Raw genomic sequence first — 24,574 nt, forward strand, 5'->3', positions numbered from 1 at the left:
CGTAGAGCCCGGTATAGTCCCTTTCGGCTGAGAGGCAGACAAATTATTATGCTCGACAAGATCAAAATCTTTTCCGGCAATTCCAACCCCACCCTTGCCCTGAAAATTTGCGAGGCCCTCAAGATGCCGTTGGGGGCGGCCCGTGTCCGCAGATTTTCGGACGGCGAGGTCATGGTTGAAATCAACGAAAACGTTCGTGGCCGTGATGTCTATGTCATCCAGTCCACCTGTGCCCCGACCAACGACAACCTGATGGAACTGCTGGTCATGACCGACGCCCTCAAACGGGCCTCCGCCGCGACCATCACCGCCGTGGTCCCCTATTACGGATACGCCCGCCAGGATCGCAAGGCCGCGCCCCGTACCCCGATCACCGCCAAGCTGGTGGCCGACCTGATCACCACGGCCGGTATCGACCGGGTGGTAACGGTAGACCTGCACGCCGGCCAGATCCAGGGGTTCTTCGATATCCCGGTGGACAACCTCTATGCGGCACCCGTCATCCTCAATCACCTGAAAGGCCGCTTCGACGGCCAGCCGATCGTGATGGTAACCCCGGATGCGGGCGGCACCGAACGCGCCCGGGCTTTTGCCAAACGGCTGGAATGCTCACTGGCGGTGATCGATAAACGCCGCACCGGCCCCAACGTCGCCGAGGTCATGCACCTGATCGGCGATGTGCGCGGCAAGATCGCCATCATTCTGGACGACATGATCGACACCGCCGGCACACTGACCCAGGCGGCCAAGGCGCTCAAGGAGAACGGCGCCACTGCCGTCTATGCCTGCGCCACCCATGGCGTGCTCTCCGGTCCGGCCATCGAACGTATCAACAATTCGGAGATCTCCGAGGTCGTGTTGACCGACACCCTCCCCCTGGGAGACAAGGAAAACATGACAACGAAGATCACGATGCTGTCCGTGTCGGGGCTTCTGGCGGAGGCCATCCGCCGCATCCACGAGGATGAATCCGTCAGCTCGCTTTTTGTTTAGGAACATATTTTTATAATTGTACAGGGTGGGGTCCGCCCCATCACTACACGTGGAGGAACACTGTATGCAACAGAAACTGATGAACATCGAACTGAGATCGAAGACCGGCAAGGGCGTCAGCCGCCAGTTGAGAATTGCCGATATGGTCCCCGGCGTCGTGTACGGCAAGGGAATGGATCCTGTTGCGGTAAGCATCAAATATCGCGATCTTCAGGATGCCCTTGCAGGCGAAGGCGGCCAGAACAACCTGATCACCCTGGTGGGAGGCGGCAGCCTGGACCAGAGTATGGCCATCATTGCCGATATGCAGCGTGATGCGCTCAGAGGCACCTATCGCCACGTTGACCTCCACCGCATCAACATGAACGAAAAACTGCGCGTTACGGTCCCGGTCATCCTGAAGGGCACCGCCGCAGGGGTCAAGGAAGGCGGCCTGCTGGACCTGGCCCATCACGAACTGCACGTGGAATGTCTGCCGGGCAATATCCCCGACACCATCGAGATCGACATCACCAACCTGCAACTCAACCACTCGATCCACATCGGCGAGATTCCTCTCCCGGATGGGGTCAAACTGCTCGAAACCCCCAAGACCCCCGTGGTCAGCGTCCTCGGCAGGACCAAGGAAGAAGCGGAAGAAGATGCCGCAGCGGCTGCTGCCCCCGCCGAACCTGCCGCGTAACCGGATCAGTTTTATTCCATGAAGACTTTACTCATAGCGGGGCTGGGTAATCCCGGCCCCATGTACCAATGGACCCGCCACAATGCGGGTTTCCTTTTTTTGGATCGCCTGGCTCACCGGGAAAACCTCTCCATAACCCGCAAGTCCTTTTCCGGACTGGCGGGCGAATGGAGCCGCGGCGACGACCGCCTGATCCTGCTCAAGCCGCAGACCTTCATGAACCTCTCAGGAAAGTCGGTCATGCAAGCGCTCCAGTTTTACAAACTCCCCCTGTCGAACCTGGTCGTGATCCATGACGAGCTCGACCTGCCGTTCGGAACAGCACGCTTCAAGCAAGGTGGCGGGCATGGCGGGCATAACGGCCTGCGTTCCATTATGGAACAACTCGGCAAGGGGGATTTCATCAGGCTGCGTATCGGCATCGGCAAACCGGTCCACGGGGATACGAGCAATTACGTTCTGGGGAACATCCCTCCGGACCAGATGGAGACCTTTCCCAAGATACTGGACGGCGGCCGGGACATGCTGGAGATGATGCTGGACGAGGGATTGCCCAAGGCCATGAGCATGTTCAACAATCGCAACTTCCTGGAAGGCTGAAATCACAACAGAACCTGCCACGGAGACACAGAGGTTCACAGAGAGAAGCACAAAAAGTGTTAATCGTTGCTTTTCGTTTGTAATAACTCTGGTTTTGGTTTTCTCTGAGTCTCCGTGTCTCTGTGGCAGAATCGACTTTTGAATAGTACTTTATTGAGGATGAAATCATGGGTTTTAACTGCGGTATCGTCGGGCTGCCCAACGTGGGCAAGTCCACCATCTTCAACGCACTGACCTCGGCCGGCGCCGAATCGGCCAACTACCCCTTCTGCACCATCGACCCCAACGTGGGGATCGTACAGGTGCCCGACCCGCGTATGGATCAGCTCTCGGCCATTGTCAAACCGCAGAAGATCCAGCCCACCACCATCGAGTTCGTGGACATCGCCGGCCTGGTCAAGGGGGCCAGTTCGGGAGAGGGACTTGGCAACCAGTTCCTGGGCCATATCCGCAGCGTGGACGCCATCGTCCATGTGGTGCGCTGTTTTGACGACGATAATGTGGTGCATGTGAGCGGCCGCGTCTCGCCGGCCGACGACATCGAAGTGATCAACACCGAACTGGCCCTGGCCGATCTGGACACGGTGGACAAGAAGATCCTGCGGGCCGACAAAATGGCGCGCAGCGGCGACAAGAAGGCCAAGGACGAGGTCGCCTTCTACCAGCGGGTCCGGGCTTTGCTGGAACAGGTCAAAAGGCTCCGCGGCGTGGCGGAAAACGAGGATGAGCGGCTCTGGCTGCGGGACCTGCACCTCTTGACCGACAAACCGGTCCTGTATGTGGCTAACGTGGCCGAGGACGACCTGGGCGGCGAGCACCCCTTTGTGGCTCAGGTACGGGAGATTGCCACGGCGGAAGGCGCCGGGGCGGTGGTGATCTGCGGCAAGCTCGAAGCCGAGATATCGGAGCTGGAGGGCGAGGAAAAACAGGCGTTCCTCCACGACATGGGGCTGGCGGAAGCGGGCCTGGACCGCCTGATCCGCAGCGGCTACGAACTGCTGGGGCTGATCACCTATTTCACCGCCGGCGTCAAGGAAGTGCGGGCCTGGACCATCGTCAACGGCACCAAGGCTCCCCAAGCTGCCGGTGTGATCCATTCCGACTTTGAAAAGGGTTTTATCCGGGCCGAGGTGATCGCCTATGCCGACTTCATCTCGTGCAACGGCGAGGCCGGGGCCAAGGAAAAGGGGCTCATGCGCCTGGAAGGCAAGGAGTACGTGGTAAAGGACGGGGATGTGATGCATTTCCGCTTCAACGTTTAAGGGGTTGTTGAAAAACAGCCATCTCGCCGCCGTCCTCGAAAGCCCTTTTGTGACTGAGGCCTTTGGCCTCACCCTTCGGGCGCCTTCGCGGTCCAATTTCACGAGTGAAATTGTGCGGTGTAGCGCTGCTACGCCTCCGCAGGGCCTTCTGCGGGTGCGACGATCTGACTATTTTTGAACAACCCGGGGGGTTCAATAGCCTGTTAAAAGGTTTAGTTGAGGTTGCTACGATGACACACGACACCCGGATACTCCTGATTGACGACGACGACTCGGGGCGCGAGGCCCTGGAACTGCTCCTTAAATCGGTCGGGTACAGCATTGCCTCGGCAGCCACCGGTGAAGCGGCCCTCGAACTCATGGCCCAGGAGCCGTTCAAACTTATCGTCTCCGACCTGTTCCTGCCGGACAAAAGCGGGTTCGACATCCTGCAGAGCGCCCGCACCATCTCCCCTTCCACCGAGGTCATCGTCATCACCGGTCATGCCTCCGCCGAAACAGCGGTGCGGGCCATGAAGGAAGGTGCCTGCGACTACATAACCAAACCGGTCAATTTCGACGAACTGAAACTGGTCATCGGCAAAGCCCTGGAGAAGCAGCAACTCCTCTCCGAAAATATCTACCTGCGCAAGCAACTCCAGAAGCGTTTCGAGTTCAGCAACATCATCGGCAGTTCCCCGGCAATGACCCTGGTCTTCGAACGGATGACCCGCATCGTCAAGACCGACTCGACCGTATTGATCAGCGGGGAATCGGGCACCGGCAAGGAGCTGGTGGCCCGGGCCCTCCATTACAACGGCAACCGCCGGGACAAACCGTTCATTGCCGTCAACTGCAGCGCCATACCGGAGACCCTGCTGGAGAGCGAACTGTTCGGTCATGTGCGCGGCGCCTTCACCGGCGCCATCAAGGACAAGGCCGGAAAATTCGAGGCAGCCAATCACGGGACCATCTTCCTGGACGAGATCGGGACCATGCCCCAGCACCTGCAAACCAAGCTGCTGCGCGTCATCCAGGAGCAGGAACTGGAACGGGTCGGTTCAAACAAACCGGTCAAACTGGACGTGCGGATCATCTCGGCCACCAACCTGGACCTGGAGCAGCAGGTCCGCCAGAACAAGTTTCGCGAAGACCTCTTCTACCGCCTCAATGTCATCCCCCTGCACCTCCCTCCCCTGCGGGAACGCCAGTCCGACATCATGGCGCTGGTGGAACATTTCCTGGCAAAATGCTGCCGGGTGATGTCGCGCACGCCCATGACCATCAACAAGCACGCCCTGGAGGCGTTGGAAGAGTATGCCTGGCCGGGCAACGTGCGGGAGCTGGAAAACATGGTGGAACGGCTGGTGGCCCTGACGGAGGGGGACGTTATCCGCTATGAAGACCTCCCCACAGGGATCAGCGGCCAGAGGATGGCATCGGGCGGACCGTACATCGAACTGACCGGTCAGGGGATCAACATGGTCGATTCCCTGACCACCATCGAAAAATCATTGATCTCGCAAGCCCTGGCCATGGCCGGGGGGGTGAAGGCAAAGGCAGCCACACTGCTCGGCATCAACCGGACAACCCTGGTCGAAAAGATGAAACGCCTCAGCATGTAGGGCTGCGGATCATCGCTGTCGGCAAACAACAGCGTACCGACGTTACGGTAACAGTATCGCCCGGCTATATGCGTTTTCCTTTCGGGACGATGTGTTTCAGTTTTTTTGAGCCATCATAATACGTTTGCTTGATGACCCCCCGCTTCTCTTTGAGATCCTTCTTAGAGGCTTCCTCCTCTATCAGGATTTCGGCTTCCCTTGTCAGCCCCTCGATTTTTTTCTCCTCTTTTTCATCAGTCTGAACTGTCATTTAGAACACCTCCTTGATTGACGTCCCTGCTATTTTCCGTCTGGATATGGTTAAAGGTATCTCTCGCCATTGCAATGTCAAGGCGGTGCTGAACGTTATCACGTCTCTTCAGCGGATCATGGGCAGGGGCGACGATGCGGGCCACACCAGCAGAATGCCGGATATGCGGCTTTGTTTTCACCGGGCGCGAACGGCTGCCACCGCCATCCACGTGCCCGACCTGCTGCAAGCTCCGCCATGCGCATCAGATGCCGATGCCAGCTATGGCGGCACCGCATTCGGGACAGGCCCCATTGCGAATCCTGTTGGTGCCTATGGAAAAACCGTAACGCTCGATCAGCAGTGTTGAACAGGAGGGGCACCGGGTGTTCTCACCGCCTTCGCCGGGCACGTTGCCTTCGTAAACATAGCGCAGCCCGGCGGCGCGGCCGATCTTCCGCGCCTTTCTCAAGGTATCCACGGGCGTTCGCGGACGGTCGGTCAACTGGTAGGTGGGGTAGAACTGGGTCACATGCCAAGGGGTGTCGACCCCAAGGTTGTCAACGATGAACGCTGCTATGCCCTTCAACTCGGCGTCAGAGTCGTTGAGCCCCGGGATAATCAGGGTGGTGAGTTCAATCCAGATCCCCTGGTTGCGATGCTCGATGATCGAGTCGAGGACTTCGGAGAGACGGGCATGGACAACGTCGCGGTAAAAACTTTCGGAGAAGCCCTTCAGGTCGATATTGACGGCATCCAGGTATGGCGTGATCATCGCCAGCGCCTCTTTGCTGATGTAGCCATTGGTGACGAAAATATTGCGCAGCCCTGCCTCCTTGGCGAGGCGGGCGGTGTCGTAGGCGAACTCGAAGAAGATGGTCGGCTCGGTATAGGTGTAGGAGATAGAACGGCAGTCGTTATTCCTGGCGCTCTGAACGATCTCCTGAGGGGTCAGCTCCACGCCCGGGATCGGTGCATCCCGCTCCACCTGGGAAATGGAGTAGTTCTGGCAGTGGCGGCAGCGGAAGTTGCACCCCACCGTTGCAATGGAATACGACCTGCTTCCCGGCATGACATGGAAGAGCGGTTTTTTTTCGATTGGATCAACATGCTCGGCGCAGAGTTTACCGTAGACCAAGCTGTACAGGGTACCACCCCGGTTTTCCCGGACCATGCAGATGCCCCGCGCCCCATCGGCGATCAGGCATCGGAAGCGGCAAAGGCCGCAGCGCACCCGGCTGTCTTCTTCCCGTTCATAAAACAGCGCTTCCTTCATGGTCTCCTCCTGTGCGTCCGGTGCCATTGCCATATTAAGTTGCTCTGGCTGAACGCTGACGGCAGATATCGCTCGTGCTGCAGCCCTGCCGTGCGTGATGATCTCCATGCAATCCACGTGGCCACGGGCGTTCTGCCCGGCACGTACGACTTGTTTTAACTATACTGCAAGAACACTGACACGCAATTGATCACGCAACGCAAGGCCTTCGGCATCATTATCATAAAATCAGTGCCCAATAATAGGTGCAATCCTGGAGTATTGACGCGTTTTCCAACGTATTTTGTGAATAGCCGCACACGCAGGAATTTAATTGTCTAGACTTGTGAGAACATACTTGCTATTTTGATAGATTGTTAAATTTCAACCTGTTTTCACGGAATTGCGAATCTGCGGCATCAGCGGATTACGCTGCATTTTGGTAGGAACGTAATGGTCTGCCGAAAATTATCACCCGGAATCACCTGAAAAATACCATTGGTCCTGTGATGCGACACCTTCCGTTCACGATAGGCCGTATCATGGAGCCCCAGGAGTTCAAGATGAAACGCAAAGCACTGGCCCTCCTCTCTGGCGGGCTTGATTCCACCCTTGCCGTCAAGCTGATGCTCGACCTGGGCATTGACGTGGAGGCCCTCAACTTTACCTCCCCCTTCTGCACCTGCACCGGCAAGAACGCCGGTTGCAAATCCGAGGCGGTCCGGGTGGCCGAGGAATTCCAGATCCCCATCAAGGTCATGAACAAGGGGCTCGACTACCTGGAGGTGGTCCGCAACCCGCGCCACGGTTACGGCAAGGGGATCAACCCCTGCATCGATTGCCGCATCTACCTGTTGCGCAAGGCCAAGGAATACATGACTGAGAGCGGTGCCGACTTCGTCTTCACCGGCGAGGTGCTCGGACAGAGGCCCATGAGCCAGCGCCGCGACGCCATGCGGGTGATCGAGCGGGAAAGCGGCCTGGAAGACCTGCTGCTGCGTCCGTTGTCGGCCCATTTCCTCCCTCCGACCCTCCCCGAACGGGAGGGCTGGATCGACCGGGAAAAACTCCTCGCCATCAGGGGGCGTTCCCGCAAGGATCAGATTCAGCTCGCCGACGAGATGGACGTGAGGAACTACCCCTGCCCCGCCGGCGGTTGCCTGTTGACCGAGCTTTCCTTCGTCCCCAAGGTCCAGGATATCTTCGACCACAGCGACGAACTCAACCTCCGGGATTGCCGTCTGCTCAAGATCGGCCGCCACTTCCGCATCGGGGCACGCACCAAGGTCATCATCGGACGCAACGAGGCGGATAACAATCTCCTGGAGAACGTGATGCAGACGGGCGAGACGGCCATTACCTGGATGGACGGCAATACGCCCGCAGGGGTCATCATCGGCGACCAGGACCCCGCCGGCATTGGGCTGGCAGCGCGCATCCTTTTGCGCTACACCAAGGCCGAGCAGACCGCCGCCTGCCGGGTCAAGGTCCGCTGCAACGGTGCCGAAGAAATCATCACCGTTGCGAACGACCTGAACGAGACAGCCGTCACCCCGTACCTGATAGCATAATCCCGGGACTCCACTACGGCCAAGCTACCATACTCCACAAGGGAGCATACCCATGAGCATCGTCAGGAAGTCACTCGCTATTCTCATCGTCCTTGCCGCAGCCAGTCAACTGGTCCCCTACGGGAAGGACCATACAAATCCGCCGGTGGTCAATGAACCGGCCTGGGACAGCCCCGCTACGCACAACCTCGTAAAACAGGCCTGTTTCGACTGCCACAGCAACGAAACCGTCTGGCCCTGGTATTCACGGATTGCCCCGGCCTCGTGGCTGGTTTATTACGATGTGGTCGAAGCGCGTAGGCACCTGAACTTTTCCCAGTGGCAGGGGGGCAAGGGAGAGAAACCCGATAGGGCAACCAGAGAGGTGGAGTCAGGGGACATGCCCCCGTTCCAGTACCGCATCGCCCACCCCCATGCCCGGCTGGACGACGCCTCGCGGAAGGCTTTGCTTCAAGGCTTGGCGGCGACCATGAAAGGGACGGCCAAACCCTGACTCTCAGCAACTATGTGACCCCAGAATAAACAAAAAACGCGCCCGGCAAACATGCCGGACGCGTTTTTTTATTCCCGTAATTCCCCAGCACTACCCCAGGCGCAACTCGTCCAGGGACAGCCGGTAGCCGGGCAGGAACTTTTCCAGAAAATAGCGCACCTCGGGCAGCGGGCTATTGGAGAGGGCCTCCAGATGCTCGGCCCCGGCCCGCCGGAATTCGAGATTGCCGGATTTATCCTCTTCGATGCACTTGGCCAAGGCGGCGATCTTGTCGGCAGCCTTGACCAGAACACGGTACTCCTCATCGCCTTCGAAAAAGAAGAGCGGCTCGTATTCCTTGGCCAGTTCGGGCGGCAGCATGGCCAGGAGCTTGCGGCGCGCCCGGTCTTCCAACTGGTGGAAAGAACGCTTGAAATTGGGGTTGAAGTGCTTGACCGGCGTGGGCATATCGCCGGTGAAGATCTCGCTGGCATCGTGGAAGATACCGAAGAGCGCGGCCCGGGACGGGTCCAGGACGCCGCCGAAATAGGTCTTGCGGATCATGGCCAGGGCATGGGCGATCACCGCCACATCCAGACTGTGCTCCTGGATATTCTCCGGCACGGTGTTGCGCATCAGGCCCCAACGGCTGATGTAGCGCATACGCGCCAGAAAGGCGAAGAAATCGTAGGTGCCGTCCTGCTTCTCTGCCTGCTGCATCTCTTAGCCCCGCTCGTACGGCTCGAAGAGCCGCTTGTATTCATCCAGCGCAAAACGGTCGGTCATGCCGGCGATATAATCGCAGACCACCCGTTCCAGGCCGAAACGATCGAACCGCGCCCGGTATTTGGGGGGCAGCAGGTTCGGAAAACGGATATAGGTCTCGAACAGCCGGGTGATGAAGATCTCCGACTTGACCCGCATCTTATCGACCTTGTAATGGCGGTAGAGGTGTTCGAACAGGAATCGCTTCAGCTCCATGTTCTGCACCGTGATACCGTCGCTGAAATGCACCAGAGGACGATTGACCCGCCGCAGGTCGTCCAGCGAAGCGATGGCGTACCGCTCCAGGTTGGCAACGACGGTGGCGCAGATATCGCCGATCAACAGGCCGATCAGGGCGCTGATGGTCTGGTACATCAGACGTTTGGTGTCGATAGCCGGGTATTTCCGACGGATCCCGTCGCTGGCTTGACGCCAGATATCCACATGTTCCAGCATCTCCAGGGTGATGTACCCGGACTTGAGGCCGTCGTCGATATCGTGGTTATTGTAGGCGATCTCGTCGGCATAGTTGATGATCTGGGCTTCCAGGGAGGGAACGACGCCGGGCAGGAACCCGGCCATGATCTCCGACGGGGCATCGTAGGGGCTGGAATGCTTGATGATCCCCTCACGCAGTTCCCAAGTCAGGTTCAGGCCGTTGAATTCGGGATAACGCTCCTCCAACTCATCCACCGTGCGGAAGGATTGCAGGTTATGTTCGAAGCCGCCGTGCCCGGCCATGAGCCGGTTCAGCACCTCCTCGCCGGTGTGCCCGAAGGGGGTATGCCCCAGGTCGTGGGCCAGGGCCAGCGCCTCGGTTAATTCCTCGTTCAGGTGCAGGCGGCGCGCGATGGCCCGGCCGATCTGGGACACCTCCAGGGAATGGGTCAGGCGGGTGCGGTAATAGTCCCCTTCGTGGTTGACGAACACCTGGGTCTTGTACTCCAGGCGCCGGAAGGCGGCGCAATGGATGATACGGTCCCGGTCCCGCTCGAAGGCCGGACGGTCGTCGCGAAACTCCTCGACATGCTTCCGGCCGCGCGACTGGGCGCTGGTACAGGCATAGCCGGCCAGATCGGTACGTTCGGTGGATACGAACATGGGGCTACCTCGTGGAAACGCCCCTGGGAACCCGGGGGCGTTTTGGTCACGGTAAAAACCATGACAATTAATGTCAAATTTGAAAAAAAAGGGGTTAGGCAAATTGCCTAACCCCTTGTTATTTTGGTGGAGCTGAACAGGATCGAACTGTCGACCTCTTGAATGCCATTCAAGCGCTCTCCCAACTGAGCTACAGCCCCAAAATAAAACATATTCAACTAGTTACGACCGCTACCCTTCCCCATCATTCCCTGATTGTGCGAAAATTGTGCGAATTGGTGTACTGCGGCAGTCCTATGATCATCTTGGTGGCGCCCCAAGATCGTCTGCATTAAATACAATAAAACGGCGCCCCCGTCAACATTTTTTTTGTGGGGGGCGCCGCTAAGAACACTTGAGTATGGGTATGATTAGATCTGGATCAGTTTGTCGACTTTTGCTGAGGCGCCGATCATCTGTTCGTCGCAGATATGCCCATAGCGTAGCGTACACCTGAGCGTTGTGTGCCCCAGGAATTTGGCAACGACCTGAAGCGGCTCAGTCCGGGCCACAAAGCTCGCAAAGGTGTGCCTCAGATCATGAAAGCGCACGCCGGAGGCGCTGGTAATGCCGGCGACATGCAGGGCATGTGCGAATGATTTTCGCACACTCGTTATCCGCTTACCCCGCCACGCAATCAGGTAATCATCGAGCGATACGCCCGCCTTACTCTGTTCCAGCAAATATCGGTACAGCGTGTCCGGAATTGGCAGGTCAAGCGGCTTTTTCGTCTTGTGGATGGTGATCGATATCATCTTATCCGAAACGTAGTGTATGTCTCTCCAACGCAGGTTCAGAACATCATATTGCCTGAGGCCGGTGTAGATGGCCACCAGCGCCGCGCCGAACAGGTGTTCACCAATATCCTTGCAGGCCACCAGCAGGGCTGTACACTGTTCCGGCGTCAGATATACTTTACGCTGGTATTGGGTCTCGTCAAACCGTTGAAATTTTCGCAGCACGGTCCTGGTATGCTCGCTAACCATCCTTTCGTCGCTACCAAACGATAACATGTGACTCAATGCCGACAGATACCTGTTGATTGTACTGCCTTTATCGCCTTTGGCCTCATGTTTCTGGACAAACCGCTCCAACTCAGTCTTGGTGATTTGGTTGGGTGTTCTACCGGCAAAATGCGATACGAGACCAGCTACCAGGTATCGCTTGCTATTCCAGCAGGCATCGTTCTCACAATGCTTTGAGAACGCTTTTGCCAGATCCTCGAACTTAACCCTCTTGGTTGGCAACGAGATATTACCCTGATTATCAGGATTACACAGGGCAGCCAACCGCTTCGACTGAAACTTCTTGGCACCCTTGACGGTGGTACAGTGAGCGCTTTCACGATATTCTCGCCCCTCGTACGTATAACGAATCCAGTATATGTCGCCTCGCTTAAAGATGCCCTTAACCTTGTCAGCCTGTTTGCGTCCCACAATACAACCTCCTATCAGTAGCGCGCCGGGCGTTTAGCTTTTCTTTCGATGTAAGTATCGAGATCCTTTTGGGCGAACAGTACCCGTTTGCCAATACGGCGGTGTGTGATTTCGTTGTTGTTGACCAGCCCCCACAACGTGCGGGGGCTGATACCCAAGTATTTGGCGGCAGCAGTTGTGCTATTAAGGCCATTGTCCACGCCAGTCGGAGTCTTATGCAGGTCAGCTGTCTCACGGATCTTTGCGACGACCCGATCCGCTACCATATCCGCGAACCTCTCAACCAGCATCAACACAAACCGCATGAAAGCGGCCAGGTTATTGCTCTGAATAACTGACTTGGATTCCATCTTGTAGCCCCCCAGCAGGATGTGTATACCCGGGTGCCGATCGCTAAATCGGCGTCAATTGATATGGGCATTAAAGCATATTCCCCAGGGGATATGGCGACATGTCAACTCAATAAAATCATACTGTTACAAAACGCGTCGGATTTTTTTGCATCATAAAGGGTATGATTTTAAAGAGGCGACACATGCCTTGATGGCACTTGGTGTTAGCGGTGGGATAAGTGCAGATTTTTCGAGTAGCCAGGTGTTTGGACGGCGGCAATGTGGTCACAACTGCACCCTTATAAGAAACTGCGTTTCTTATGGTCGCGTTTGGTTGCTGAATCACCACAAACTGCTGCTATTTGTTGATTTTGGACCGGAAACGGTCACAATTGCGCCCCCATAATGTCTTCGACATATAGCTGTCACTTTGAGCTCAGAACGGGAGCTCGTATTCGCGTGCCATCTCAAAAATCATGAGCCTGTAATGGCGAGCAGCGGATCTGATCGCCAGGGCATCGTCCCTGCTGAATACCCTGGCCAGCCGGTCCATCTCCAGTTGCTTGATTTTCAGGAGCAGAATTCTATCGGCGTCTGCCAGACCCGACCCTCTCAGCATATCGTATCGGTACAATGACATTCCATGATGAGATAATGCGACCGCATGGCTGGCGCCGTCCCTAATATCGATAAATTCGCGCACCAGGGCTATCCCATCTCCTCGGCGGTCTATGATCCACCATCCTTTGATGCCGTATGGCCGCCAACGGCGAATGAGATCATTTACTGCAAACGTCGCCCGATACTCGACTGCCAAATCCAGTTGTGTGAACCTGTGATACAGTGCCTCTGTGTCTGGCCAACCGGCCAACTCCTCGAGTGCGTTTATACCTATTTTTTCATGGTCGATTGTCCAGAATGCTTTCATATTGGCCCGTAATTCAGCTATCGCGGGCACATCATAGAACCGGAGCACCTTTTCGACTGGGTAGAACACAGCTACAATGTGTGATCTGCTTTTGAGCCAAGGCAACCTCCGCCTGCGATAGCTGACAATCGCTGCTTGCCCCTCGCCACTTGAGGTTACAACATCATGCCAGGCTAATTGAATTCCAAGCCACGGGCGCTCAGGCATGGTTGAGCGCCGATTCGTTGTTATGTGCCGTACTGTAGGCATCGCAGAACTGCCGGCAGCGTGTCGGCAGATTACGGGCCTGCGCCTTCATCATATTTAAAAGCCCCTGCTTTCTTTTCTCGATTAACAGGCACATGACAAAGAACGTTATGATACCTGTGGTGTCGACGGCGATGCCGAGCAAAGGCAGCCAAACGTACAGGGCGGTGCTCAGGACGATGACAGATGTTGTGGCATTGCGAATCCGCTGTTGAATCTGTTGCTGCTGTTCCACCAGGCCGGCTACCGCTTGCAAGGCTATATCATCAATCAGAACAAGGTAATCCTTGGCATTCGACTCAAATGCGGCCTGTTCGTTATGTTTGAACTTGTTGTCCATCAGCCGTTCGATCCAATCGAGTCGAGGATGCTGCACATTGATTTTAATATTCAGCGGATGCCACGAGATCACGGTTGCCCGTTGTCCTGGCACCTCCGCTGATGTCAGATCAAGCGTGATTTTTGCTGCATCAACATCCTGCCTGCGTCGCTTGATGATAGTTCCAAGTCGGTGGCTATTCATGGCTGCGTATCCCGTGGATTCGCACATGACGTACGGCCGCCACCGAATACAAAATCAGTACGGCAGATCCGATCGTTGTGGCGGCAGCATGTTGGTGGCCAAGTGACAGCCAATGAAGCGGTAGCATTGAAAACTCCGCTACCCAGCGGACCAAGTCATTATTCCGGTCAAGTAGCCCAACCATCAGTCCCCCCTTTCTATACCTGGTGCTATCGCTGCCTTGCGATACTGTATATAATATACACTAAATAGTGTATAATTTGAAAATAAAAAATCCTTTTGCTGCTGAAGATTAAAACAACGAGTCTATTGCTGATGCATTAATGAAAAGATACGTCGAGGCGAGGCGGCGCAGTGCCATTGCTTTTGAGCAATTTTCTCGGGTGGCCACCTTTTCGAGTGTGGCGACATCGTCATTGGTCAGATAGAGGTTGCAGCGCTCTGGGCGTGGGGTGTCGTCTTCGGCAACGAGTGGGATATCACAGCACTTGCGGATTGCCTGGCGCCCAATAGTAGAAACGGACAAACCGGCCTCTTGAAGGCGAGAGACCTGATCAGCCTGGGCCGTGGTCAGGTAAAGGTAAAAGCGGCTTTGTGGGTGCCTAAGTGATTTTTTCATACTATGATAGTATCCGTCACAGTGGACATCGAAGCAGATGGCCCGAGAGTCGCAGACCCTCAAAATAATCGGCGACCCGCTCCGCAAGTGGTGAGTGGCGCACCAACAATCCCATCTCAATATTCCTGTATTGCGCTGCATCGGTAAAGTTGGCAGAGGTTATCAGCGCTGCTCTGTGATCAACTACAACGCATTTGGCATGTAGGCTTGCCCTGTGCTCAGAAGACTCCGACAGCGCACGTGGGTCATAATACAACTCAGGAAGTTCTGGCCAGGGCCAGTGTTTTTGGTGAAAATCGAGAGCATACCGGTTCACCACCTCTGAATCCAGCGAGGTATCTCCGAAACGACGAGCAATATTCAGGCAGAACGTTACCTTGAGCTCAGGATTCTCCCTCATCCGTAACGCCAGCGGCTCGAACAGGCGCTCGCCGTTATACACGGCATATCCCACCAGAAGAACCTCTTTGCGAGCTTCCTGCACCAGCATCTGCATAGCTGCGGCTGTATCGCCGGTTGGCACGCCTGGGACGTCAGGCCCTGATAATACAGGTTCGAACAATCTGGCGAGGTCTGGTGCACGCTCACGTTCGTTGGTAATTGCGTCCAATAGCAGTGCGCATTGCGGCGCTCCCATGCCATTCGATACGAGCGTCTCGAGGCATGAAAGCACATCTACATCGCATCCGCACAACAACTGGTTGATGCTGGCCGCCGTCAAACCCATTGCAAGCTGGCCATCCCGAAAAGACGTGGCCAGAGCCCGCAGGTTGGCAGTAGAAAGCGCATGGAGCGCGTCAAGATTGAGTCTCATGTGAAGAACTCCGCACCCAAAGCTTCAACAGTGGCAACCAGCAAGGCGCGGTCGAGAAACTCGTTTCGCTGTTCGCAAGAAGTTTCCGATACCAGCATGCATCCATGGCAAGCGCTGCCGAGGAGAGGTTGAAGGTCATGCCGTGATGGTTCATGGTACGCGCACACCGGATCATTGGAACAGAGCAGCCCCATGTCAAGTGCACGGCGCATGTGACGCCGTATATCGCGGGCGGCCATGATCAAGCCACCGAGAGTCCCCTCGGAGTCGGTCGAGCCGGTATATATCAGAATGCCGTAATGGCCTGGCATGCTATAGATGCGTTCCCGCAATGACGATGCGGGATAGCCACATTCCAGGGAAATAGCGGTCATCAAGAGATGTGACAGGGAGTGGAGCAGATAATAGGGTAAACCGGGAAATTCGCGGTTGCTGCCAACATGTTCAGCCTTCCATGCGGCAAAACCGGCAGCAAGCTTTTCGCCGCGCGCCTTGACGGCAGGTTTATCAAGCCAGGTAGAAACGGCATCGGGATTGATTTGAATGAAAACACCCTCTCCACGATTCTCAATGGCTGGAAGCCAGGAAATACCGAGTGCCAGGGGGGCAGGCTCCACGTTCAACGACAGCTCGCCCTGGATATCCGGTCCGGCGGCCTCGAACCTGGTAAAACCGACCTGCGCCACTACCTCGCGCAACCGGTGGACAAGCACCACCCTTTGAATAACACCCATCCATGGGGCATTCCATGCAGCCTTCGGTAATGAACGCGCAAAGAAAATTCCTTCCGGCACATCCATGCCCATCTCATCTTTGGCTTCTGTCAACGCCTCAAACTCAACTTCCTTGATCGGTCGATCCTGCCCCGCACTGCCGGATCGCACGCGCCCGATGGCCGCATAAACGTCTTCATCGGCGATCCCTTCCAGACGCAGAGCCACGGTCGGCTTTTTACGATACCGGGCTAAATCATCCATAGACTCGACATCAGAAAGGAAGTCGTCCCACAGCACGCGTACTACATCATCGATAGGGCTATGTTTATCAGGTATGGAGATAACCGACATCAGCTGGGGGAAATAGGCGTTGCTTGCGCTTCGGATCAGGAGCCGATTGGGCAACCCGCAGCTCTCTTTGCTTCCTTGCCCAAGCCAAGGACGCGATCCATTGCAGTTACCAAGGGCATGTAGTTCGAGACGTGCCGCTTGGCTCATGGCGCGCTCTTCTCCGCAGTCGCAGGTAATCCAGACTTCAGCAAGATCGCCGGTGGTACCCCGCTCTTCCATCCAGAGATTGCGTGTACAGTTTACCCCGGTTCCATGCACGAACGCCTTCCAGTCTATATCGCCGACATGCCCTTTTGGGCAGGCCCTTACGAAGCGCACCGGCACAACAGAATGCCGCTTTTTGTCATCATCACGATAATAATTCCCGTCGATACTGTTGAGATGTACCAGGCGCCGGCGGCGGAAGTTGAATGGTGCCGGAGTAAACTCAGTATGCTGAACGATGAACCATTCGGGAAAGCGCCAAGCTACAACATCGGGATGAAAACCATGGGGTGCTTCCGAAGCCGGCGGGGGCAGAAGCAAAGTCAGATTGGGTGCCTTGACGATCTTCTTGAGCTTCTCCAGCAGCCGGGGCTCGTGGATCTCAATGTTGGGTATTGTATTCCGGTCATAGCTCCAAAACTCGAGACCGGCAATTATTGCAGATGTATCCGGCAGGTCGACCATGGCGCCAGGCCCGAAGGTGGTGACTAATTGGCTTGCGCGAAGCTGTCCGGAACTCATGGCTTGTTCCTCCAGTCGTTAAGATTACGGACGGTAATGTCCACGCTCGGTTCGACATCACGCATGGAGCGGTTTGCACGGAACTTACGCTGTTCTGGCCGCAGTGTTGGAAGATCAGGATTCAGCGGATCATACAGCAAGCGCCGGGCGGCACCCGCCTCCAGCTGATACTGCAGCTTTGTGCCTGTTTGCTGATATACATCAGCAATGGTAAACCAGGCATCCAGCAGGTCCCGACAACGGTGCAGGACTTGGTCTTTCAGACGCTGAGACTCGACAGCACCCAGCCGTGCGTCATGATTGGCCGCCCGCTCGGCGAATCGTTCGGCCCACTTCTCAAGTGTGCTTCGCTGTGTGAGTATCTGGCCTGCTCCCAACGGTGGCACCATAACTGGAGCGCCTTGGCGGCAGAGCGCGACAAGCGCTGCAGCAAGAGCCCGGTCAAGTGCCCGCGGAGAAAACGGCGTCACGCTGGTAGCCTCGACGGAGCGGTAAAATGTGGCGTGATAGGTGCCAAAGCGCTCGTAATGTGATCGGTCACGAGGCTTATGCACGTTCAGAAGGGTGATGACCAGGCCCGGCAACTCCGGGTTCCTGCCGACACGACTAGTGGTCTGGATGTACTCGGCACTGGTCTTTGGCTGTCCCAGAACGACCATTAATCCCAGGCGAAGGATGTCGAGGCCCACCGAAATCATGTTGGTCGCCAGTGCGACATCGACTCGATCTTTCTGCCAGAATGGCACAGAGAGGCGGCGTTTTGTTGAGGCGATATCATTAGTGGAGACCCGAGAGGTCAGCTCGAGAACATCGTAATGAATATCGCGGTTGACGAAAAGATCATCAACCGGGTCACGTCGTTTCCTGCGGGAATACTGAGCCACCCGTGTCCGTACCTCGTCCTCGATGATGCGCCGACTGCCGCCCAGTTCTCTCAGGCTGTTGAAGTAGCCCAGCAAGGTCATGTACGGGTCGGCCGGGTTAATGCGCTTGCCATGCCCACCCTCACGCTCATAGGCGGTCTGGGCCGCCGAAAGGACCGCGAGCGCAACACGCAGGAGAACAACCTTGAGACTGCGTCCCTGTGCGGCAACACCGATGTACATACGGGCCGGGGTTACGGTGGCAGATTCAGTGAAAGCAAAGAACGAATCGCGACGGTCAGGCCCCGGTGGCGGAAACACCGAGACATGGCTTCGTTCAAACAGGGCGCGTATTTGGGGTTGAGCTCTCCGCACGGTGGCGGTACTTGCGATTATTTTGGGCCGAATTGTCTTGTCATCTATCTGCCGACTGGCCAATGCATCGATGGCGGTTTCATAGACACCGGCAATGGTTCCCAACGGCCCGCTGATGAGGTGAAGCTCGTCCTGGATAATCAGGTCCGGCGGCGGTAAGTGACCTCCCAGCGAGCTACCGGTATCAGGAGGTTCGCAGGGGCCGTAGAAGCCGTTCTTGTCATATCGGTCAACCAGACCGAACAGTGTGCCGGCTTGCCCAGTCCAAGGAAGTGCGGCAAACTTGTCAACCGTGGCGATGATGAAGGCCGGCAGTCGACGATAAATCGGCTCATCGACCCCAACAATCGGTAAGGTTCGCTGGCCGCTGAAGTCACACAGATGGTTGACGCAATGCACGCGCAGGTTGAGAGGCCGCGTTTCGTCAGGAACCAAACGGAAGGAGGTGCCTTCGAACTTGGTTCCGCACCAAGGACATTCTTCAATTGGGATTGGTGCAGGACTCTTGCTACTGTTGGTCAGGAAACGGCGAGTCTTGGTGTAGGCCGTCTTGTCGTAACCGGCGCCATTGTCGCCACGGGATCCCATTCGATTGGGAGTTGCAGCCGAGCCGACCCACAGACCGATCTCGAAAGGCCACTCACCAAGATGCTGCAGGTCTTTCTCGCGTTCGAGCTCCAACGCACACATCAGGGCCGCCGCCCGGCCTAGCTGGTCAAGGGTGAGCAGGCGCAGGGTGTAGCGCATCAGTACGCTCATACCAGCCGAACGGATGCCGGGATGCCGCAGACGACGCAACACCATGGTAAATGCTGCCAACCCCAGGTATGCCTCGGTCTTGCCGCCGCCGGTCGGAAAGAAGAGCAGATCCACGACCTCACGGTCATGGTGCAAGGGATCGGAAATCCCCTTCAGGGTCATCAGGATGAATGCCAGCTGAAACGGCCGCCAGGCAGGTGGCTTGAGTGCTGCCGGGTCCTTCTTTTCGCGGGCAGCATCGCGATGACGTGCAGCGGCGGCCATTGCTCGGTTAGCTATGCGGAAGGCCTTGATGATGTCAGGGTCGTCCAACAGGGTTATACCGGCTTCGATACGTTGCGCGGCGATCTTGGCATTGCTGAAGAGCGCTGCGGCGGTTGTTGACTGAGGCGAGGAGAACCCTGCTGTTTTGCCCTGGTTGGCTGTAATCCAGGATTGATATTGTGTGACGAGAGGCATCAGCTTGGCGGCGGCATCGGCGCCATCCACAAGCGCACCCAACGTCTCCATGCCCAACTCCACATCTGGTATGGATGATGGCGCAACCCGCTCGACAGAAGCGTCAGGAATCCATATGGTCCTGACCGTTCGACAACTGCCATGTTCATTAGTCAAAAGCGTTGCCGACACCCCGTGCCCGACGGCATATTCGACAACATCGCGGTACTGCAGGTCAGCCACCTGCTCGTCCCACTCATCACCTGCCGTTCCACTCTGGCCCCCACGTGGATCGGAGCGGGGTACAAAGGGTTCAGGCGAAATAAGCGTCAGTATGGTCTGAAAGGCAAACGCCCGGTATCCGTGTTTTTCCTTTGGGATGCGCTCGTTCACGAGGAATGCCGACGCCGACCTGGTGCCGATAGGCAGATGGTGTGCGCCCGCTCCCTGCGCCGCAACGTCGCGCGAAGTGACGAGTATTTTGAGGCCTCCGCTGTTGGGGACGTCGAATTTCAGGGGGGGCTGTCCAGCCTGTGGCATTGCCAGTTGCACCGACTCCTCACGTGGGATACGCCGATATCCCTTGAGACGCTTCGCTGTCGTAGTATTAGGAGTGTTCGGCGGCGCAGACTCGGCGACCTCTGTTGGGATGGCCTCTGTCTCCTCTTCGGATGGTTCCTCATCTGCAGCACCTTCAAAGGTGTAATCGCCCCAGGAAACCTTGGCCTCAAGCGTGCCGACACCAGGCGCGACCAGCACGGTCAGCCCCATGGACGACGGCAGGAAGCTCTTACGCGCCGATGACTTTTCAGGTGTCCCGGCATCATCTAGCTCGCCGGCTTCGCCTGCGGCATCGATTTCTTCAACTGAAGTCGGATCGCAACGTTGTTCCTCAGGGGCATTTTTCGGCACCAGGAAGCCTGTCAGGTACCAGCGTGATGGGGGCTCGGGCAGGAGCTCGGCCGCAAAGGCGTGATCATTGTCAGGGCCTACAAGGTCGAGGCACAGAGCGTGTATGATTTCGGAGCGTATTTGTTCGGATGTTGAAGGCATTGCGACTTCTCTCCCTTTTCAATGAACCTGTTCAAGAAAAAAGCTTCGGTTCACATAATAAAAACTTCTTCTTGGGGACGTATTCAGTAAAAAGTTGCATTGTGAAAATCAGGTTGCCTCTATTATCCCCGCCACAAAACGCGATTCAAGCTGATTGTAAAGAAAATGAACCTGATTCTTTGCTCTAGTTACACCGACATAGAACAGTCGTCTTGCTTCCTGAAGTTGTTCCTCATCTCTTAAAGCATATCCATTTGGAAACTCTCCTTCTTCGAGCCCAACCATGATTACTGCTTGGAATTCCAGCCCTTTCGAACTATGCAAAGTTATGAGGTTGATCTGATCCGGACTCTTTCCTTGGTCTCCGAATATTTGCACCGTAAAGTCGGCAAGCCGCCCCCTAGCGACGCACTCCCTGGAAAGATTATCTATAATATCTCTTTCATCAGCTAGCGTTACCTCTTGAGCAATCATCTCATCCAGAAACGCTACGCGAATTGCTGTCAGCCATTCTTCCAGTCTAAGATTGCCATTGCGAAGACCAAATAAAGCGCTTATTACTGCTTTTTTTGCATGGATACGGTCAGTTTCATTAATTAATGATCGACGAAACAATCGCCACGCACTCATCAAATCTGACAATCTCACACTTCCAGTCTGCCAACCATCTGCACACCATTTCGCAACTTCCACTAGCCAACCTGAAAGCCGTGATTTTGGGATGGGAGAGCCATTGTCTAGACGAAAATAATTTAGACCAATAGCATCAGCTGCCCCTGCAATTGCATCACCTTCGTTTTTTGTCCGGTAAAGGAAAGCAATGACTCCTGGTCGCCAATCCGGATTAGCATTCAACAAAGGAGCAACGATTTCTTGCAAAGCATACTCAGCCTGTCCTCGAACGTTGACTCCTGTTTCATGGGGTGTAATCAATCCTTCACGGGCATCGTGAGCACGGTATTCAGGGGGATCGTTCAGCAAGGTCCTGGATGCTTCAATGATCCTGTTTGCACAGCGATAGTTCAAATGGAGCCGAATTGATTCGACATTCCGCATCTCGGCAAGCGCTCGCAGTAACCTTGGCTGTGCGCCTGTAAAGCCATAGATAGATTGGTCTGGGTCTCCAACTGCGATTATTCGTACCCCGGCATGTAACAGCAGCGCCATCACCATTCGATGTAATGGCAGCCCAAGATCTTGATACTCGTCAATTACAATTATCGGATACTTTGCTTTTATGGCAGCCCGCACCCAAGAATGTTGTTCAACTAGCGTGAGGCCGGCTAGTACCAAAGCATCAAAATCTAAAACACCAGATGCTAATAGCTCTCTTTCATAAGCTTCTACAATGGCAGTGTGACGTGGTTCGCCCCAATTTCGCCATTCATCGCTTTCTTTATCTGGTATTACTCGCCGTAACTTTTCACATGGAGTTTTTACGAAACGGGGGTTTAAAACATTTCCGGCAACCCGTCTCACCGCTCGCGCGAATAGCTCGTCAATAACAGACTGCCTTGCCATTACCAAAGGGTCAGGAACATTCATACCTGCAAGCCGCGAATATGGAAGAACCAGTTCAGTCAGGCAAAATGAATGCACCGTTGATATCAATGCGCGTGAAGAATCATGAATACCTATATTTCCTAATCTAGACCGCAGTTCGGCGACACAGGCGTTACTGTAGGTTATACAGGCTATTCGGCGGGGTGGTTTGACTTCTTCTGCCAATAATCTTGCAATTTTTATGGTGATAGTCTTGGTCTTCCCGCTCCCTGGGCCAGCGAGGATAACGCAACTCCCACGAGACTCATAAGCTGCCCACTGTTCAGCATTGCCTCGAAGGTCTTCAGCCGCCGCGATATAGAGAGGTGTGGTCATGCAATTTTAGCCTTCAAATATTCAAGCGCTGACTTGATGTATGGTGGACATACATCTTTCTTCTTGGCCAAAAGAACCGATGCTAGGCGTTGCGCTACCCGACCCTTGCCTACTGAATCAATATCTTTAAGGAATTGGGTCGGATCTAAACTGTCAGGTTTTATCGACAATGCTTTGAACCTAGCTTTCATTTTTTCGTTTGTCGTTAACCCAGCCATTGCCTCCGCAAACTCATCTTTCGCACCAGCCTGAAAGAGATCCACCTCAAAGGTAAAATTGTTAAGAAATACTCCGAATTCCGGGGCTTGTTCAAACACTTGCGCAAAATCGAGTTCGTCATAGGTCACCTCATCCATTAACTGAGGCATAATCACATTAACAACACGATTTTCACCGTAACAAGTGCCAACTCCTTTATCATCAGGGTCAGCATCCTGCTGGCTCGCGGGGCTATCCTTTGGGTCAAAATCAGTCAGAATAACGAACGGCATATCAAGCCCTTTCGGTCCTAAAAGCTGGGCGTAAGGGGCGAAGTTCGTGCCGGCGATTGAGCATACAGTTATACCCAACGTATCCAAATCAATCGGAGGATCAATTAACCTTGCCAGAGCTGGCAACAAGAACTTCTCTGCATCACCCTCAACCAGAATGATACCTTTTGCGAAAAAGATCTCACCACGGGTAACGTCGACGTATCTTTCTAAATCTTCGATTTCCTCTTTCGACAGCTCGATCTTGACAAGCGATCGACCAATAGTGTGTCCCTCGCCCTGACAATGACGAAGAACGACCATGTTGGACAATGGAGCCACACTCGCCACATTTGAGGAATGTGTGGTCAACAAGATACTACGTGATTGTCGCGGATGTTCTTGCTCATCCCGTGAGCGCAAATAATTCCGGTAGATGAGCCTTTGAAGATGTGGATGTAAATGGGCCTCAGGCTCCTCGATAGCCAGCAGTGTATGCTGTCTCTCACCTTCATCTACCAAGTATTGATGCTCCAGATGCTTCAATGCCAGATACAGAACATTTGCAGAGCCAAGACTTGCTTCCGATATGCTGCGAATTCCTCCATCTATCATCAACTGCAGAGCACGTAACAGGCGTTCTGGAGCGGTTGGAGCAAATCCCAGAGCGGTTTCAATCGCATGTTTGTCGCCCACCATGGAAACAAGTTGAGTGTTTACTTCGTCAACGACATCTGACAATTCTTGCAGTTCAGCAATTTTTATTGTTGTAGTGTGTATTTCTGCCGCAATCTCAGCCATCTTGTCTGCGTTCAAAGATTTTGCAGCCCGGTCTAATAGTGGCCGCAATGGTGATTTGGACCAGCGAGCAAGGTCAGATTCAGCGTCTCGCAAAGCAGGGAACAGGTCCATTGGCATCCAGCGGCGCAGGTCATAACCAACAGTATTGTCTTCCCGATTTGCCCCGAAAACCACAAACTCATAATCTGCATCGCTCCGTGGAGCGGCTCCCAACTCAGATTTTGGCCGATAGAGATATGTGATTTTGGCAACCATCGGATCAGGTGAAATCAAGTGGTCTGCAAGCACGGCCAACAGTCCTTCGTTCTCAGAGAAATTACTAAACTCAATCGAGATTTCGATTACGTCCTCTGCTCTTAACGGTCGGCCAAGCCCATCCCAGAAGTCCTCTTTCCGCAGACGTCGCATTGAGTCCGGCAGTGAAGGGTCGAGGATCAATCGTAATGCAAACAGGAGATTTGTCTTGCCGACCTTGTTTTCGCCGAGAATGACGGCATTCTCACCAAGGCTGATATCCAGCTCTTTGAAGTTACGGAAGTTCTTAATCTGTATTCGGCTAAGGTGCATGGGCTGAATCCTTTTTCGTTTTATTGTTGTAATCTATCAAAATCACTCCCCATTACCCGGGTGGATTTTATCCATTCTTGCGTCACTCTACCCACACTAACCGCTT

General features: G+C 55.1%; 21 protein-coding genes and 1 tRNA gene. 7 read left to right on the forward strand and 15 right to left on the reverse strand.

The genetic code is table 11. From position 1 onward, the window contains the following. Positions 1-48: 48 nt before the first annotated feature. The 5 genes from ET418_RS02675 to ET418_RS02695 all read left to right on the forward strand — a co-directional run bounded on the left by ET418_RS02675 (position 49) and on the right by ET418_RS02695 (position 5,141). The gene (locus ET418_RS02675) at positions 49-993 is read left to right on the forward strand and encodes a ribose-phosphate pyrophosphokinase (RefSeq protein ID WP_149306021.1); all 945 of its coding nucleotides are present in this window, start codon (positions 49-51) and stop codon (positions 991-993) included. A gap of 64 nt (positions 994-1,057) precedes the next feature. Beyond that, entirely contained in the window at positions 1,058-1,675 is a 618-nt protein-coding gene (locus tag ET418_RS02680) for a 50S ribosomal protein L25 (RefSeq protein ID WP_149306022.1), read from the forward strand. 18 nt (positions 1,676-1,693) lie between these two features. Continuing rightward, on the forward strand, positions 1,694-2,275 hold the full coding sequence (gene pth / locus ET418_RS02685) for an aminoacyl-tRNA hydrolase (RefSeq protein WP_149306023.1): 582 nt from the start codon (positions 1,694-1,696) through the stop codon (positions 2,273-2,275). Positions 2,276-2,442: 167 nt separating this feature from the next. Next, entirely contained in the window at positions 2,443-3,537 is a 1,095-nt protein-coding gene (gene ychF, locus ET418_RS02690; protein ID WP_149306024.1) for a redox-regulated ATPase YchF, read from the forward strand. 230 nt (positions 3,538-3,767) lie between these two features. Continuing rightward, positions 3,768-5,141, forward strand: a complete 1,374-nt coding sequence (locus ET418_RS02695; RefSeq protein WP_149306025.1) for a sigma-54-dependent transcriptional regulator — start codon at positions 3,768-3,770, stop codon at positions 5,139-5,141. 64 nt (positions 5,142-5,205) lie between these two features. On the opposite strand, the gene ET418_RS02700 is transcribed toward ET418_RS02695, so the two are convergent. Continuing rightward, positions 5,206-5,391, reverse strand: coding sequence for a hypothetical protein (locus tag ET418_RS02700; RefSeq protein ID WP_149306026.1), 186 nt, complete (start codon positions 5,389-5,391; stop codon positions 5,206-5,208). Positions 5,392-5,635: 244 nt separating this feature from the next. Then, positions 5,636-6,646: an AmmeMemoRadiSam system radical SAM enzyme gene (gene amrS, locus ET418_RS02705; RefSeq protein WP_149306027.1), complete on the reverse strand. Its 1,011-nt coding sequence runs from the start codon at positions 6,644-6,646 to the stop codon at positions 5,636-5,638. Between the two features lie 542 nt (positions 6,647-7,188). Between amrS and ET418_RS02710 the strand changes: the two genes are divergently transcribed. After that, the gene (locus tag ET418_RS02710) at positions 7,189-8,196 is read left to right on the forward strand and encodes a hypothetical protein (protein WP_149306028.1); all 1,008 of its coding nucleotides are present in this window, start codon (positions 7,189-7,191) and stop codon (positions 8,194-8,196) included. Between the two features lie 52 nt (positions 8,197-8,248). Then, positions 8,249-8,689 carry a heme-binding domain-containing protein gene (locus ET418_RS02715; RefSeq protein WP_149306029.1) on the forward strand — a complete coding sequence of 147 codons (441 nt, stop codon included), beginning with the start codon at positions 8,249-8,251 and terminating at the stop codon, positions 8,687-8,689. A 90-nt stretch (positions 8,690-8,779) separates the two neighbouring features. On the opposite strand, the gene yfbR is transcribed toward ET418_RS02715, so the two are convergent. From yfbR to ET418_RS02780, 13 genes are all read right to left on the reverse strand, one after another. Further along, complete coding sequence (yfbR, locus tag ET418_RS02720) at positions 8,780-9,388, reverse strand: 5'-deoxynucleotidase (RefSeq protein WP_149306030.1); 609 nt, start codon at positions 9,386-9,388, stop codon at positions 8,780-8,782. 3 nt (positions 9,389-9,391) lie between these two features. After that, a complete protein-coding gene (locus ET418_RS02725) occupies positions 9,392-10,534 on the reverse strand; it encodes a deoxyguanosinetriphosphate triphosphohydrolase (protein ID WP_149306031.1) in 1,143 nt (380 codons plus the stop codon). A 124-nt stretch (positions 10,535-10,658) separates the two neighbouring features. After that, positions 10,659-10,734: transfer RNA gene (locus tag ET418_RS02730), tRNA-Ala, on the reverse strand. Positions 10,735-10,944: 210 nt separating this feature from the next. Then, on the reverse strand, positions 10,945-12,009 hold the full coding sequence (locus ET418_RS02735) for a tyrosine-type recombinase/integrase (protein WP_149306032.1): 1,065 nt from the start codon (positions 12,007-12,009) through the stop codon (positions 10,945-10,947). Between the two features lie 14 nt (positions 12,010-12,023). Continuing rightward, positions 12,024-12,359 (reverse strand): helix-turn-helix domain-containing protein, encoded by a 336-nt coding sequence (locus tag ET418_RS02740; protein WP_149306033.1) that lies wholly within the window; start codon positions 12,357-12,359, stop codon positions 12,024-12,026. A gap of 418 nt (positions 12,360-12,777) precedes the next feature. Then, complete coding sequence (locus ET418_RS02745; RefSeq protein WP_149306034.1) at positions 12,778-13,476, reverse strand: hypothetical protein; 699 nt, start codon at positions 13,474-13,476, stop codon at positions 12,778-12,780. Then, a complete protein-coding gene (locus ET418_RS02750) occupies positions 13,469-14,038 on the reverse strand; it encodes a hypothetical protein (RefSeq protein WP_149306035.1) in 570 nt (189 codons plus the stop codon). The genes ET418_RS02745 and ET418_RS02750 overlap by 8 nt, the downstream gene beginning before the upstream one ends. A 292-nt stretch (positions 14,039-14,330) precedes the next feature. Continuing rightward, positions 14,331-14,657: a hypothetical protein gene (locus ET418_RS02755; protein ID WP_149306036.1), complete on the reverse strand. Its 327-nt coding sequence runs from the start codon at positions 14,655-14,657 to the stop codon at positions 14,331-14,333. A 16-nt stretch (positions 14,658-14,673) separates the two neighbouring features. Beyond that, positions 14,674-15,471 (reverse strand): DISARM system phospholipase D-like protein DrmC, encoded by a 798-nt coding sequence (drmC, locus tag ET418_RS02760; protein WP_149306037.1) that lies wholly within the window; start codon positions 15,469-15,471, stop codon positions 14,674-14,676. Next, a complete protein-coding gene (gene drmB / locus ET418_RS02765) occupies positions 15,468-17,264 on the reverse strand; it encodes a DUF1998 domain-containing protein (RefSeq protein ID WP_149306038.1) in 1,797 nt (598 codons plus the stop codon). Before drmB ends, drmC begins: the two co-directional genes overlap by 4 nt. Then, positions 17,261-20,752 carry a DISARM system helicase DrmA gene (drmA, locus tag ET418_RS02770; protein ID WP_149306039.1) on the reverse strand — a complete coding sequence of 1,164 codons (3,492 nt, stop codon included), beginning with the start codon at positions 20,750-20,752 and terminating at the stop codon, positions 17,261-17,263. Before drmA ends, drmB begins: the two co-directional genes overlap by 4 nt. Positions 20,753-20,860: 108 nt before the next feature. After that, positions 20,861-22,630, reverse strand: a complete 1,770-nt coding sequence (locus ET418_RS02775; RefSeq protein ID WP_149306040.1) for an ATP-dependent helicase — start codon at positions 22,628-22,630, stop codon at positions 20,861-20,863. Then, positions 22,627-24,468, reverse strand: coding sequence for an ATP-dependent nuclease (locus ET418_RS02780; RefSeq protein ID WP_149306041.1), 1,842 nt, complete (start codon positions 24,466-24,468; stop codon positions 22,627-22,629). Before ET418_RS02780 ends, ET418_RS02775 begins: the two co-directional genes overlap by 4 nt. Positions 24,469-24,574: the final 106 nt, after the last annotated feature.

The organism is Oryzomonas rubra (assembly GCF_008369015.1).
Classification (GTDB): domain Bacteria; phylum Desulfobacterota; class Desulfuromonadia; order Geobacterales; family Pseudopelobacteraceae; genus Oryzomonas; species Oryzomonas japonica.

Bases quoted from the DNA above. Each gene is read 5' to 3' on its own strand.
- ET418_RS02675 (WP_149306021.1), top strand. From the start codon at position 49: ATGCTCGACAAGATCAAAATCTTTTCCGGCAATTCCAACCCCACCCTT.
- ET418_RS02680 (WP_149306022.1), top strand. From the start codon at position 1,058: ATGCAACAGAAACTGATGAACATCGAACTGAGATCGAAGACCGGCAAG.
- pth (WP_149306023.1), top strand. From the start codon at position 1,694: ATGAAGACTTTACTCATAGCGGGGCTGGGTAATCCCGGCCCCATGTAC.
- ychF (WP_149306024.1), top strand. From the start codon at position 2,443: ATGGGTTTTAACTGCGGTATCGTCGGGCTGCCCAACGTGGGCAAGTCC.
- ET418_RS02695 (WP_149306025.1), top strand. From the start codon at position 3,768: ATGACACACGACACCCGGATACTCCTGATTGACGACGACGACTCGGGG.
- ET418_RS02700 (WP_149306026.1), bottom strand. From the start codon at position 5,391: ATGACAGTTCAGACTGATGAAAAAGAGGAGAAAAAAATCGAGGGGCTG.
- amrS (WP_149306027.1), bottom strand. From the start codon at position 6,646: ATGAAGGAAGCGCTGTTTTATGAACGGGAAGAAGACAGCCGGGTGCGC.
- ET418_RS02710 (WP_149306028.1), top strand. From the start codon at position 7,189: ATGAAACGCAAAGCACTGGCCCTCCTCTCTGGCGGGCTTGATTCCACC.
- ET418_RS02715 (WP_149306029.1), top strand. From the start codon at position 8,249: ATGAGCATCGTCAGGAAGTCACTCGCTATTCTCATCGTCCTTGCCGCA.
- yfbR (WP_149306030.1), bottom strand. From the start codon at position 9,388: ATGCAGCAGGCAGAGAAGCAGGACGGCACCTACGATTTCTTCGCCTTT.
- ET418_RS02725 (WP_149306031.1), bottom strand. From the start codon at position 10,534: ATGTTCGTATCCACCGAACGTACCGATCTGGCCGGCTATGCCTGTACC.
- ET418_RS02740 (WP_149306033.1), bottom strand. From the start codon at position 12,359: ATGGAATCCAAGTCAGTTATTCAGAGCAATAACCTGGCCGCTTTCATG.
- ET418_RS02745 (WP_149306034.1), bottom strand. From the start codon at position 13,476: ATGCCTGAGCGCCCGTGGCTTGGAATTCAATTAGCCTGGCATGATGTT.
- ET418_RS02750 (WP_149306035.1), bottom strand. From the start codon at position 14,038: ATGAATAGCCACCGACTTGGAACTATCATCAAGCGACGCAGGCAGGAT.
- ET418_RS02755 (WP_149306036.1), bottom strand. From the start codon at position 14,657: ATGAAAAAATCACTTAGGCACCCACAAAGCCGCTTTTACCTTTACCTG.
- drmC (WP_149306037.1), bottom strand. From the start codon at position 15,471: ATGAGACTCAATCTTGACGCGCTCCATGCGCTTTCTACTGCCAACCTG.
- drmB (WP_149306038.1), bottom strand. From the start codon at position 17,264: ATGAGTTCCGGACAGCTTCGCGCAAGCCAATTAGTCACCACCTTCGGG.
- drmA (WP_149306039.1), bottom strand. From the start codon at position 20,752: ATGCCTTCAACATCCGAACAAATACGCTCCGAAATCATACACGCTCTG.
- ET418_RS02775 (WP_149306040.1), bottom strand. From the start codon at position 22,630: ATGACCACACCTCTCTATATCGCGGCGGCTGAAGACCTTCGAGGCAAT.
- ET418_RS02780 (WP_149306041.1), bottom strand. From the start codon at position 24,468: ATGCACCTTAGCCGAATACAGATTAAGAACTTCCGTAACTTCAAAGAG.